This window comes from Micromonospora sp. CPCC 205739 (assembly GCF_036906795.1).
Classification (GTDB): domain Bacteria; phylum Actinomycetota; class Actinomycetes; order Mycobacteriales; family Micromonosporaceae; genus Micromonospora.
The window spans coordinates 21,232-33,352 of sequence record NZ_JBAKHS010000025.1 but is presented as its reverse complement, the minus strand read 5'-3'; the positions used below and the strand labels follow the sequence as shown (position 1 = coordinate 33,352).

General features: G+C 75.3%; 10 protein-coding genes. 8 read left to right on the top strand and 2 right to left on the bottom strand.

Annotated elements, in window-relative coordinates:
• Positions 1 to 45 precede the first annotated feature (45 nt).
• On the bottom strand, positions 46 to 1,791 hold the full coding sequence (locus V6U88_RS26470) for a M28 family peptidase (RefSeq protein ID WP_334457048.1): 1,746 nt from the start codon (positions 1,789 to 1,791) through the stop codon (positions 46 to 48).
• Between the two features lie 307 nt (positions 1,792 to 2,098).
• On the opposite strand from V6U88_RS26470, the gene V6U88_RS26465 reads away from it, so the two are divergent.
• Genes V6U88_RS26465 through V6U88_RS26450 form a run of 4 tightly spaced genes read left to right on the top strand, consistent with a single transcriptional unit; the run spans position 2,099 to position 6,528 of the window.
• Positions 2,099 to 2,623: a PadR family transcriptional regulator gene (locus tag V6U88_RS26465; RefSeq protein WP_334457047.1), complete on the top strand. Its 525-nt coding sequence runs from the start codon at positions 2,099 to 2,101 to the stop codon at positions 2,621 to 2,623.
• Positions 2,620 to 3,303, top strand: a complete 684-nt coding sequence (locus V6U88_RS26460; protein WP_334457046.1) for an ABC transporter ATP-binding protein — start codon at positions 2,620 to 2,622, stop codon at positions 3,301 to 3,303. Before V6U88_RS26465 ends, V6U88_RS26460 begins: the two co-directional genes overlap by 4 nt.
• Complete coding sequence (locus V6U88_RS26455; RefSeq protein WP_334457045.1) at positions 3,300 to 5,588, top strand: ABC transporter permease; 2,289 nt, start codon at positions 3,300 to 3,302, stop codon at positions 5,586 to 5,588. Before V6U88_RS26460 ends, V6U88_RS26455 begins: the two co-directional genes overlap by 4 nt.
• Before the next feature lie 55 nt (positions 5,589 to 5,643).
• Positions 5,644 to 6,528, top strand: coding sequence for an ABC transporter substrate-binding protein (locus tag V6U88_RS26450; protein ID WP_334457044.1), 885 nt, complete (start codon positions 5,644 to 5,646; stop codon positions 6,526 to 6,528).
• Positions 6,529 to 6,550: 22 nt separating this feature from the next.
• On the opposite strand, the gene V6U88_RS26445 is transcribed toward V6U88_RS26450, so the two are convergent.
• Positions 6,551 to 7,525, bottom strand: a complete 975-nt coding sequence (locus tag V6U88_RS26445; protein WP_334457043.1) for a DUF5937 family protein — start codon at positions 7,523 to 7,525, stop codon at positions 6,551 to 6,553.
• Between the two features lie 84 nt (positions 7,526 to 7,609).
• Here V6U88_RS26445 and V6U88_RS26440 point away from each other — a divergent pair, with 84 nt between their 5' ends.
• From V6U88_RS26440 to V6U88_RS26425, 4 genes are all read left to right on the top strand, one after another.
• Positions 7,610 to 8,908 (top strand): MFS transporter, encoded by a 1,299-nt coding sequence (locus V6U88_RS26440; protein WP_334457042.1) that lies wholly within the window; start codon positions 7,610 to 7,612, stop codon positions 8,906 to 8,908.
• Between the two features lie 105 nt (positions 8,909 to 9,013).
• A complete protein-coding gene (locus V6U88_RS26435) occupies positions 9,014 to 9,691 on the top strand; it encodes a response regulator transcription factor (protein WP_334457041.1) in 678 nt (225 codons plus the stop codon).
• A gap of 15 nt (positions 9,692 to 9,706) precedes the next feature.
• Positions 9,707 to 11,104, top strand: a complete 1,398-nt coding sequence (locus V6U88_RS26430) for an ATP-binding protein (RefSeq protein ID WP_334457040.1) — start codon at positions 9,707 to 9,709, stop codon at positions 11,102 to 11,104.
• Positions 11,101 to 12,018 (top strand): Gmad2 immunoglobulin-like domain-containing protein, encoded by a 918-nt coding sequence (locus V6U88_RS26425; protein WP_334457039.1) that lies wholly within the window; start codon positions 11,101 to 11,103, stop codon positions 12,016 to 12,018. The genes V6U88_RS26430 and V6U88_RS26425 overlap by 4 nt, the downstream gene beginning before the upstream one ends.
• Positions 12,019 to 12,121 lie beyond the last annotated feature (103 nt).

The following is a 12,121-nucleotide window of genomic DNA, read 5'->3' as shown; positions in this document are numbered from 1 at the left end:
CTGCGTTAGGGGGCGGGGCGGGCGGCCCACCCCGCCCCCGGTCGGTCAGCTCGCCTGCAGGGTCACGTCGTCGATGACGAAGCTGGTCTGCAGGGACGAGTCCTCGGTGCCGGTGAACTTGAGGGTGACGGTCTGGCCGGCGTACGCGCCCACGTTGAACGAGCGCAGCACGTAGCCGCTGGCGGCGTTGAGGTTGGAGTACGTCGCCAGGGTGGTCGTGCCGACCTGCACGGTCAGCCGGTCGTACGCGGTGCCGGTGGTGGTCTCGGCGGTGTCGATGTGCAGGTAGAAGGCGAGGGTGTACGTCGAGCACCCGGCCGGCACGGTCACCGACTGCGAGAGCGTGTCGGTGTGGGTGCTGCCGTACCCGTCGAGCCACGCCTTGTACGACCCGGTGCGGGCCGGCTGGCTGGCCGAGTTGGTGATCACGCCCGAGCTGGCGGTCCACGGGGACGTACCGGACTCGAAGCCGCCGTTGCCGATCACCTGGCCGCCGGCGCAGCCGCCGGTGCCGGTCACGGTGAGGGTGTAGGTGGCGGTGCGGGTGACCGATCCGGTGCCGGTGACCGTGATGGTGAAGGTGCCGGTGGTGGCGGTCGACGAGGCGCTGACGGTCATCGTGGCCGAGCCGCCCGAGGTGACCGACGACGGGCTGAACGACACGGTCACGCCGGCGGGCGCGCCGGAGGCGGAGAGCGCCACGGTCTGCGCGCTGCCGCTGGTGGTGGCGGTGCTGACGGTGGCGGTGGTGGACGCGCCCCGGGCCACGCTGGCCGAGGTCGGGCTCACCGACACCGAGAAGTTGTTGGTCGGGGTGCCGGTGCCGACGGCGAGCTGCCAGATGGCGTACGCGACGCCGTCGGCGTTGCGGTTGAGCACGGTCGCGCTGATGTTGTTCGTGGTGTCGCAGGAGCGGTGGTAGCAGGGGTCGTACGCGGAGTTGGCGGTGCCGCCCCACTTGGTCGCCTGGGCGCTGGTCTTGCGGGCGCTGGCGCCGGCGGCGTACCCGGAGGTGGGGATGCCAACCTGCTGGAACGAGTAGTCGTCGGAGCGGCCCTGTCCCTCGACGTTCTCCTCGGGCTGCAGGCCCAGCGAGTCCCAGTACGCCTTCAACGGCGCGGCGGTGGTGGAGGTGATCCGGTTGATGAAGTAGCCGCCGTTGGTCGAGCCGACCATGTCGAAGTTGTAGTAGCCCTTGATGTAGCCGCGCTGGGTGGCGTTGAGCGAGTTGACGTAGAACTCGGATCCGTTGAGGCCCTGCTCCTCGTCGGTCCACCAGGCGAAGCGGACCCGCTTGGTCATCGACGGGTTCTGACTCGCTAGGACCAGCGCGTTCTCCAGCAGGGTGGCCGAGCCGGAGGCGTTGTCGTTGATGCCCGGGCCGGCGGAGACGCTGTCCAGGTGCGCGCCGAACATGACGACCTGGTCGGCGGGGCCCTGCGGCCACTCGGCGATCAGGTTGTTCGACCGGTAGGTGCAGGAGGAGCAGTACTGCTCGCTGACCGTGTAGCCGGCGGCCTGGAGCCTGGTCTTGAGGTAGTTGACCGACGCGGTGTAGCCGGCCGACCCGGCCCGCCGGGTGCCGCCGTTGTTGGTGGCGATGCTCTGGAACTGGGTCAGGTGGGCCTGAACGTTCGCCACCGAGATGTCCGGCGCGGCGAGGGCGGCGAGCGGGGCGGCCGGGGCGGCGGCGGCCGGCGGGGTCGCCGTGGCCGGCGGCGCGGCCAAGGTCATCGTCAGGGCGGCGAACACGGCGAGGGCGAGGCCCTTCGTCGGCGTGCTGCGTCTCATGCGAACTCCTCGTGGGGGTCGGCGGGCGTGGCCGGATCCCTGGCGGGGGTCAGGTCGGGGTGGACGGGATCTCGCGGCCCGGGGGTCAGGCCATGGCGGTCACGCCGGGAAATGAAACACTGACATGTATCAATCTCTGGGTCAACCGGCCGAACGGTGTCACAATCCCGGCCCGCCGACCGGCCCACCCGGCCCCTGAGTCGGCCAAGCCCCGCCGACCTGCGGCGACGGGCCCGACCGCGACGGGCGTCGCGGTATCCACCCCGCGTACACACCGCGCGTATACGCGGTGTGTATAGTCCGGCCCATGTCCATCGGCCAGACCTTCCTCGGCCTGCTGGAGGAGACTCCCCGGCACGGCTACGACATCAAACGCCTCTACGACGAACGCTTCGGCCACGCCCGGCCGCTCGCCTACGGCCAGGTCTACGCGACCCTGTCCCGGCTGCTGCGCAGCGGCCTGGTCCAGGTCGAGGCGGTCGAGCCCGGCGAGGGCCCCGACCGCAAGCGCTACGCCATCACCGAGGCCGGCGTCACCGACGTGCGGCACTGGCTGTCCAGGCCGGAGAAGCCCGAGCCCTACCTGCAGAGCACCCTCTACACCAAGGTGGTGCTGGCGCTGCTGACCGACCGCAGCGCGGCGGACCTGCTCGACGTGCAGCGCGCCGAACACCTGCGGCTGATGCGGGAGCTGACCCGCCGCAAGCGCGACGGCGACCTCGCCGAGCAGCTGATCTGCGACCACGCCCTGTTCCACCTGGAGGCCGACCTGCGCTGGCTGGAGCTGACCGCCGCCCGTCTCGACGAGCTCGCCATGGAGGTGCGCAAGTGAACCCGACCCCGCTGCTGGCCGCCGAGGACCTGCACCGCCGCTTCGGCGCCACCGTGGCGCTGGACGGCGCGTCGCTGCACGTCCACCCCGGCGAGGTCGTCGCCGTGATGGGCTCCTCCGGCTCCGGCAAGTCCACCCTGCTGCACTGCCTCGCCGGCATCGTCCGCCCCGACGGCGGCCGGGTCCGCTACGACGGACGGGACCTGGCCGAGCTCTCCGACGCCGAGCGCAGCGCCCTGCGCCGGGAGGCGTTCGGCTTCGTGTTCCAGTTCGGCCAGCTGGTGCCCGAGCTGACCTGCCTGGAGAACGTGGCGCTGCCGCTGCGGCTGGCTCGGGTGGGCCGCCGGGAGGCCGAGCGCCGGGCCCTGCACTGGCTCGACCGCGTCGAGGTGGCCGAGGTGGCCGGCAAGCGGCCCGGCGAGGTCTCCGGCGGCCAGGGGCAGCGGGTCGCGGTGGCCCGGGCCCTGGTCGGCCGACCCCGGGTGGTCTTCGCCGACGAGCCGACCGGCGCGCTGGACTCGCTCAACGGCGAACGGGTGATGCGCCTGCTCACCGAGGCCGCTCGGGAGACCGGGGCGGCCGTGGTGCTGGTCACCCACGAGGCGCGGGTGGCCGCGTACGCCGATCGGGAGGTCGTGGTGCGCGACGGCCGCACCCGCAAGCTGGAGGCGGTCGCATGAGCGCCGCACGACGCCTGCGGGGCGCGACGGCCGACCTGGCGATGGGTGCCCGGATGGCGGTCGGCGGCGGCCGCGACGGCTGGACCAGGGCGGTGCTCACCGCGCTCGGCGTCGGCATCGGCGTGGCGCTGCTGCTGCTCGCCGCGTCGGTACCCGGCGCCCTGAACGCCCGGGAGGCGCGCGGCGACGCCCGCGACGACCTGCGGCTCGGCCAGGAACTCGCACCGGCGGCGAACACGCTGCTGGTGTCCATGGTGGAGACCGAGTTCCGGGGTACTCCGGTGCGCGGCCGGCTGGTGCGCCCGGAGGGACCCGACGCACCCGTCCCGCCGGGGCTGACCCGGCTGCCCGCGCCCGGCGAGGCGGTGGTCTCCCCCGCCCTGCGGGACCTGCTCGACTCCCCCGACGGCGCGCTCTTCGCACCCCGCCTCGGCGGCGCCCGGGTCACCGGCACCATCGCCGACGACGGGCTGGCCGGTCCGGGCGAACTCGCCTTCTTCGCCGGTGACGACCGGATCAGCACCGAGCAGGGCGCCATCCGGCTGGACCGCTTCGGCGGGGGGCTGCCCGGGGAGGGCTTCGGGCCGGTGCTGCTGCTGCTCGTCGCCGTCATCTTCGTCGTGCTCCTGCTGCCCATCGCGGTCTTCCTCGGCGCCGCGGTGCGCTTCGGCGGCGAACGCCGCGACCGGCGGCTCGCCGCGCTGCGCCTGGTCGGCGCCGACGCGGTGATGATCCGCCGGATCGCCGCCGGGGAGGCCGCCGCCGGCGCGCTGCTCGGGGTCGCCGTCGGGGGCGCGCTGTTCGCCCTCGGCCGCCAGGTCGTTCCCCTGGTCACCCTCTTCGACATCAGCGTGTACGCCTCGGACGTCCGCCCGCCCCTGCCGCTGGTGGGGATCGTCGCCCTCGCCGTACCGGCGCTGGCGGTGCTGGTGTCCATGGTGGCGCTACGCGCCGTCGTGGTGGAGCCGCTCGGGGTGACCCGGCGCGGCGTGCCGGCCCGCCGTCGGCTCTGGTGGCGGCTGCTGCTGCCCGCCGTCGGGCTCGCCCTGCTGTATCCGTTGACCGGCATCCGCAACGACGGCTCCGCCGCGAACCGCTACCAGGTGGCGGCCGGCGCCGTGCTGCTGCTCGTCGGCACGGTGACGCTGCTGCCGTGGGCGACGGAGCTGCTGGTCCGGCGGCTGCGCGGCGGACCGGTCGGCTGGCAGCTCGCGGTGCGGCGGATGCAGCTGGACAGCGCCACCTCCGCCCGGCTGGTCAACGGCATCGCGGTGGCGGTGGCCGGCACCATCGGGCTGCAGATGCTCTTCGCCGGCGTGGGCCGGGAGTTCACCACCGCGACCGGGCAGGACACCTCCCGGGCGCAGGTCCAGGTGCAGTTGCCGGCCGGCCCGGACACCGCCGGGGCGGTCCAGCGGCTGACCACCGCCGCCGGGGTCACCGGCGCGAACAGCACCCTGATCACCACCGCGGCCATCGGTGGCGCGGAGGACGACCTGGTGGAGGTGCGGGTCGGTGACTGTGCCGCGCTGGCCGAGTTCGCCCGGCTCGACCGCTGCGCCGACGGCGACACCTTCCTGGTGCGAGCGCCGGGGGATACGGCCACCGCCGCGCCCCGCGCGACGCTGACCGTCGACGGGACGGCGTGGCGGCTGCCGACCGACGCCCGCAGCGTCCCGTCCCGGCCCACCCCGGCCGGATGGGAGCAGAGCGGTGTGCTGATCACCCCGGCCGCCCTGTCCGGGGCGACGCTGGGCGAGCTGCGCGGCGAGGTGTTCCTGCGGCTCGACCCGGACGTGCCGGACGCGGTGGAGCATGTCCGCAACGCCGCGGCGACGATCGACCCCACCCTCGCGGTGACCACGCTGACCGACGTACGGGAGAGCGACCGGTTCACCGACGTCCGGCGCGGCCTCTACATCGGCGTGGTGGTGACCCTGCTGCTGATCGCCGCGAGCATGCTCGTGGGCACCCTGGAACAGCTGCGGGAACGCCGCCGGCTGCTGGCCATGCTGGTCGCCGTCGGCACCCGCCGCGGCACCCTCGCCTGGTCGGTGCTCTGGCAGACCGCCGTGCCCGTGCTGGTCGGCCTGACCCTCGCGGTGGCCTTCGGGCTCGGCCTCGGAGCCGTGCTGCTGCGCCTGGTCCAGGCCCCGGTGACCGTGGCGTGGCCCGTCGTCGGGCTCTCCGTCGCGTTCGGCGCCCTGACCGTGCTGGTGGTCACCGGGCTGAGCCTGCCGCTGCTGTTCCGGCTGACCCGGCCGGACGGGCTGCGCACCGAGTGACCGCCGGCCCGGGGCCGCACCGCGCCACGCGGGCGGCCCCGGGCAGGATGGGGGCATGCGCCTGGTGTCCCTGCTGCCCTCCGCTACGGAGATCGTCTACGCCCTCGGCCTCGGCGACGACCTGGTCGGGGTCACCTTCGAGTGCCAGGTGCCGGCCGCCGACCGGGCGGGCAAGACCGTGGTGGTCGGCGGCACGGACACCCGCGGCATGACCCCGGGCGAGATCGACGCGCACGTGCGCGCCCGGCTCGCCGCCGGCGCCGACCTCTACACGCTGCACGCCGACGCGCTCGCCGGGCTGGACCCGGAGCTGATCCTCACCCAGGACCTGTGCCGGGTCTGCGCGCTGCCCTCCGGGCACGTCGCGGACGCCCTCGACCACCTGGGCTGCCGCGCCGAGGTGCTCTCGCTCGACCCGTACACCCTCGACGAGGTGCTGGGGAGCATCCTCGCGGTGGGCGACGCGGCCGGCGTACCGGAGCGGGCGCGGACGCTGGTGGACGGCCTGCGCGACCGGCTCGCGGCGGTCGCGGCGGCGGTCGCCGACCGGCCGCGGCCCCGGGTGGCGTTGGTGGAGTGGACCGACCCGCCGTTCACCGCCGGGCACTGGATTCCCGACCTGGTCCTCGCCGCCGGCGGCGAGCCGGTGGCCACCCGCCCCGGCGCCCGGTCGGTACAGGTCGACTGGTCCGAGCTGCGCGACGCCGCCCCGGAGGTCGTCCTGGTCACGCCCTGCGGCTTCCACCTCGACGGCGCGGTGACCCAGGCCGGGGCGGTGGCGGAGCACTTCCCGGGCACGCCGGTCTGGGCGGTCGACGCCGACGCGCTGGTCGTCCGCCCCGGCCCGCGCCTGGTCGACGGCGTGGAGGCGATCGCCGCCGTCCTGCACCCGGACGCGGTACCCGCCCCGCCCGCCGGCGCGGTGGCCCGGGTGGCCTGAGCCGACCGGCGGGCCGCGCCGGTCAGCCGGCGCCGTCGAGCAGCGCCTCGGCCGAGGTGGTCCGGGCGTAGAGCAGGAACCGGCCGGCACGATGGGTGCCGACCAGCCCCGCGTCGCGCAACGCCGTCAGGTGCTGCGACACGGTGGCGGGGGCCAGCGCGCAGCGGCGGGCCAGCTCGGTCGTCGAGGACGGCACGTCCAGCTCGTACAGCAGCGTCGCCCGGGTCCGGCCGAGCACCCGGCTCAGCGCCTCGCCCGGCGGCAGCGTCGACCGCTCCCAGAGCGTCCCCGCCGCGGCCGCCGGATAGCGCAGGGTCGGCTGCCCGGACGGCTCGACGAGGTTGGAGAACGGCCGTGGCCAGGTGAAGACCGACGGCACCAGCAGCACGCCCCGGCCGTCCAGCCGCACCGAGCCGGACGTGGTGACGTGCGCGACCGACAGCGTCCCGTCGTCCCAGGAGACGTAGCGGTCGAGGTGGTTGAGGAGCCCGTGCACGCCGTCGGTCGCCATCCGCCGGGCGCCGAGCAGCACCTCCCGCTCCAGCAGCGTCCGCATCCGCGGCCAGTACGGCGCGAGCGCCACCTCGGCGTAGTCGCGGACCTGCGCGGCGAGGCGGGCCAGCCCGGCCTCCGGGTCGGCGTGCAGGGCGTCCAACCGGGGCGTACGCGGCACCGGGTCCCGGTCGAGGCAGGCCCGTACCACGTCCGGCGCGGTGGCAGTGAGGGCGGCCAGCTCCAGCTCCAGCGTGGGCTGGGAGGTGGTCGGCGGCGGGCACACGAAGAAGGGGATCACCACGGTGGGGACCGGCACCAGGTCGGCGAGGAGCCCCCACCGCACCGCCGCCAGTCGCGGAACCACCTGCCGCGCCCAGGGCAGATGCACCGGGAAGCGGTCCGCGTCCTTCACGATCCGGACGCTCGCCACCACCTCCCACAGCGGCGACACCGCGAACCTGGTGTTGGCCAGGTCCGCCACCGACAGCGCGGCGCGCAGCACCTCGTACCTCCCCCTCCGTGCGATGGATTCGGCCTGCGCCGAATCCATGGCCCTCGGGCCGGGCGGCTTGGCAGCGTGGCCGGCATGATCACCGATCGCACCACCGCCCGTTGGTCCCCGGCCTTCCGCCAGTTGTACGCCGTCACCGTCGCCGACGGCATCGGCCACCAGGTCTCCCTGCTGGCGGTGCCGGTGCTCGCCGTCGCGGTCCTGCACGCCACCCCCGGGCAGGTGGGTCTGCTCGGGGTGCTCGGCACGGCGGCGTTCCTGTTGATCGGCCTGCCCGCCGGGGTCTGGGTGGACCGGTCCGACCGCCGCGCCGTCATGATCGGCGCGGACGTGGTCCGGGCGGCGTTGTTCGCCTCGGTGCCGCTGGCCTGGTGGGCCGGCTGGCTGACGATGGGCCAGCTCTACCTGGTGGTCCTGGTCGCCGGCGCCGGCACGGTCTTCTCCGAGATCGCCGCGCAGAGTTACCTGCCCGCCGTGGTCGGCCGGGAGCGGTTGGTCGCGGCGAACTCGACGCTGATGAGCACGCAGGCCACCATCCAGATCGGCGGGCGGGCCCTCGGCGGATTCCTGGTGCAGTCGGTCGGCGCACCGGTGGCCCTGATCGGCAACGCCGTCGCGCACGTGCTCTCCGCCGTCGTCCTGAGCCGGTTGCGACCGGACGCCGTGCCGGGGCCGAGCGCGCCGACGCCCGGCGGCTTCGGCCGCCAACTCGCCGAAGGGGTCCGGCACGTCCTCGGCAGCGCCCTGCTGCGGCCGTTGGCGCTCTCGTTGGCGAGCATCAACCTCACGGTCAACCTGATGACCACCATGCTGCCGGTGGTCTTCCTGCGCGACCTCGGGCTGGGGGCCGGCCCGCTCGGGCTCTTCCTCGCCGCCGGCGGGGTGGGCGCCCTGCTCGGCGCGGTGACCGCCCGCCCCCTCGCCGCCCGGATCGGCCACGGGCGGGCACTCTGGCTGCCGGGACTGCTCGTCGCGCCGGCGGGCCTGCTCGTGCCGCTGGTCGACACCGGGGTGACGCTCTGGCTGGCCGGCTTCGGCTGGCTGGCGATCGCCTGGCGGACCGGCATCGGCAACGTGATCGGGGTGAGCCTGCGCCAGGCGGCCACGCCGGACGCGTTGCTCGGCCGGATGAACGCCGTGTTCCGCTTCCTGCTCTTCGGCGCGATCGCGGTGGGCGCGGCGCTCTCCGGCCTGCTCGGCCAGTACGCGGACGTCCGTACCCCGCTCTGGATCGGCGCCGTGGGCGCCGCGCTGACCTGGCTGCCGGTCTTCTGCTCCCCGCTGCGCGCCCTCGCCGCGCCGCCGACGGTGGCACCCCGGGAGCCGGCTGCCGGCGCGGACCGCGCCGCCCCGGCGACCCGGACCGGCCGTTGAGGACTTTCGGTTCGACCGACGGGGGGCCGGCGTCGAGCGGCCCCCCGGCACCGGCCGTTGCGCCAGGGCCGTCCGAGCACGTCGCGGGGCTACCCTGAGGACGTCATGGACGGCCGCGTGCTGCTGGTCGAGGACGATGCCTCCATCAGGGAGGTCACCGCCCTCGGTCTGCGGCGGGCCGGTTTCCGGGTCACCACCGCCGTCGACGGCCGCGCCGCGCTCGCCGCCTGGCGGGCCCAGCCGGTCGACCTGATCGTGCTCGACGTGATGCTGCCCGGCCTCGACGGGCTGGAGGTGTGCCGGGAGATCCGGCGCACCAGCGCGGTACCGATCCTGATGCTCACCGCGCGCACCGACACCATCGACGTGGTCGTCGGGTTGGAGTGCGGCGCGGACGACTACCTGCGCAAGCCGTTCGACCTGCCGGAGCTGGTGGCGCGGGTCCGCGCCGGGCTGCGCCGGGCCAGCGCCGTCGTCGAGGAGAACACCCTGACCGTCGGCGGGCTGGAGATCGACCCCCACCGCTTCATGGTGCGCAAGGCGGGCCGGGAACTGACCCTGACCGCCACCGAGTTCCGCCTGCTGCTGGAGCTGGCCCGCCGGCCCGGTCAGGTGTTCACCCGCGAGCTGCTGCTGGACCGGGTGTGGAACCACTCCCACCTCGGCGACTCCCGCCTGGTCGACGTGGCGGTGCAGCGGCTGCGCGCCAAGCTGGAGGACGACCCCGCCGAACCCCGGCTGGTCCGCACCGTACGCGGCGTCGGCTACAAGCTGACGGCCTGACGGGAGGGTGCCGCGATGGCCACGGGCACCGTACCGCCGGGCCGGCTCCGCCGCCGGCTGACGGTGGCGTTCGTGCTGGTCGCCGGGGTCTCCGCCGGGGTGCTCGCCGGTGGGTCGTACCTGATGCTGCGCCAGGCGCGGCTGGACGGCTCGGTGCAGCAGGCGGCGGCCGACGCCCGTTACCAGCTCGTCCTGGCCGGGCAGTTCGTGCCGCTGACCGACGTCCGCCGCACCGAGCTGCTGACCAGCTTCGAGAGCAGTGGCCGGCACGTCCTGCTGATCGCCGGCGACACCCGCGCGTCACACCCCGGGTACGCCCCGACCCCCGGCCCGCAGCTGCGGGCCGCCGTCGCCGACGGGCAGCTCGGGTACGAGCGCCTGGCCGGCGCCGGCGGGCGGCACCTGCTGGTGGTCGGCGGGCGGATCCCCGGCTCCACCGCCGAGCTGTACGCGGTCACCGACGAGAGCGACCTGAGGGGCGGGCTGGACCAGCTGCGCACCGCGCTGACGGTCGGTTGGCTGGCGGTGGTGGTGCTCGCCGCCGGCGTCGGGCACTCGCTGGCCCGGCGCACCCTCGAACCGGTGGGCCGGGCCAGCCGGGCGGCCCGGGCGGTGGCCGAGGGGCTGCTGGCGACCCGGCTGCCGGTGCGGGGCCGGGACGAGTTCAGCGACTGGGCCGCCGCGTTCAACGAGATGGCCCAGGCGCTCCAGACGAAGATCGACGACCTGTCCCGGGCCGAGGCCCGGGAGCGGCGGTTCACCGCCGACGTCGCGCACGAGCTGCGTACCCCGGTGACCGCCCTGGTGGCGGCGGCCTCGCTGCTGGCCGACCAGCTCGACGCGCTGCCGGCCGACTCCCGCCGCGCCGCCGAGCTGCTGGTCGCCGACGTGGTCCGGCTGCGAACGCTGGTCGAGGAGCTGATGGAGATCTCCCGGCTGGACGCCGGCCGGGAGGCGCTCAGCCTGGCGCCGGTGCCCGCCCTCGCCCCGCTGCGCGACCTGGTCGCGGCGCACGGGTGGGCCGACCGGGTCGTCGTCGCCGGCGACGAGGCCGTGCTGCGCACCGACCCGCGCCGGCTGGAACGGGTGCTGGTCAACCTCGTCGGCAACGCCGTCACGCACGGCGAGGGCGAGGTCCACGCCCGCGCCACCCGGGCCGGCCCCCTGCTGGTGTACGAGGTCAGCGACCAGGGGCCGGGCATCGCCGCCGAGCACCTGCCGCACCTGTTCGACCGTTTCTACAAGGCCGACCCGGCCCGCTCCGGTCGGGGCAACGGACTCGGCCTGGCCATCGCCCGGGAGAACGCCCGGCTGCTCGGCGGCCGGCTCACCGTGCACAGCACCCCCGGGGTTGGCACCACCTTCCGGCTGGCCCTGCCCCTGACCGACGCCGACCCGGGAGGCGACCCGTGAACCGGCTGCCCGCCCTCCTCGTCGCGCTCGCGCTGCTGCTGGTCGGCTGCGCCGACGCCCGCTCGGGCACCCTCGGGCCGGCGCCCCGCGCCGCCGCGCCCAGCACCGCGACGCCGCCCGCGCCCACCTCGACCGCCCCGCCGGTCACCCCCGCCGCAAGCACCCCGGGGGCCGCCGTCACCATCCCGCCCGGCACACCGGTCACCCCGCCCCGGACCGGCACGCCCGGCCCGGCCGGCACGGGGAGCGTGACCGTGCAGCTCTGGTTCACCCGGGCCGGGGCGGTGGTGCCGACCCGGCGTACCCGACCGGCGACCGTCGCCACCTCCCGGCTGGCGCTGACGGAGCTGGCCGTCGGCCCCACCCGCGCCGAGGCCGCCGTCGGCCTGGCCACCCTGGTCCCCGGCGGCGTCGAGATGGTGCGGATAGCCGACGGCACCGCGACCGTCTCCCCTCCCCCGGGCTTCGCCGACACCGACGCCCGGACCCTGCGGCTGCGGCGGGCGCAGGTGGTCTGGACGCTCACCCAGTTCCCCACCGTGCGGCGGGTGGCCTTCGCCGGCGCCGACGTCGTGCTGGCCCGCACCGACCTCGCCGACCTGCTCCCCCGGATCGTGGTCACCGAACCGGCGATCGGCCAGCGGGTCGCCGGCCCGGTCACCGTCGCCGGCACCGCCGACGTGTACGAGGCGACCGTCTCGATCCGCGTCCTCGACGGTGGCGGGCGGGTCATCGGCACCGGCTTCACCACCGCCACCTGCGGCAGCGGCTGCCGGGGCGACTACCGGGTCGGGGTCGCCTACCGGCTGGCGACCGCCGGTCCCGGCACCGTCGAGGTGTACGAGGTGTCGCCCCGCGACGGGTCCCGCACGCACGTGGTGGCCGTGCCGGTGGCCCTGGCCGCGACCAGCTGACGTCAGCACAAAACGGACGCGTTTTCCGCCGAGGCTGCGAGACATCTCATAAAGATCGGCGTTGGCGCATCCTCCGCACTAGCCTGAGTACGACATCGTTTCG

Bases quoted from the DNA above. Each gene is read 5' to 3' on its own strand.
- V6U88_RS26435 (WP_334457041.1), top strand. From the start codon at position 9,014: ATGGACGGCCGCGTGCTGCTGGTCGAGGACGATGCCTCCATCAGGGAG.
- V6U88_RS26470 (WP_334457048.1), bottom strand. From the start codon at position 1,791: ATGAGACGCAGCACGCCGACGAAGGGCCTCGCCCTCGCCGTGTTCGCC.
- V6U88_RS26430 (WP_334457040.1), top strand. From the start codon at position 9,707: ATGGCCACGGGCACCGTACCGCCGGGCCGGCTCCGCCGCCGGCTGACG.
- V6U88_RS26465 (WP_334457047.1), top strand. From the start codon at position 2,099: ATGTCCATCGGCCAGACCTTCCTCGGCCTGCTGGAGGAGACTCCCCGG.
- V6U88_RS26455 (WP_334457045.1), top strand. From the start codon at position 3,300: ATGAGCGCCGCACGACGCCTGCGGGGCGCGACGGCCGACCTGGCGATG.
- V6U88_RS26440 (WP_334457042.1), top strand. From the start codon at position 7,610: ATGATCACCGATCGCACCACCGCCCGTTGGTCCCCGGCCTTCCGCCAG.
- V6U88_RS26450 (WP_334457044.1), top strand. From the start codon at position 5,644: ATGCGCCTGGTGTCCCTGCTGCCCTCCGCTACGGAGATCGTCTACGCC.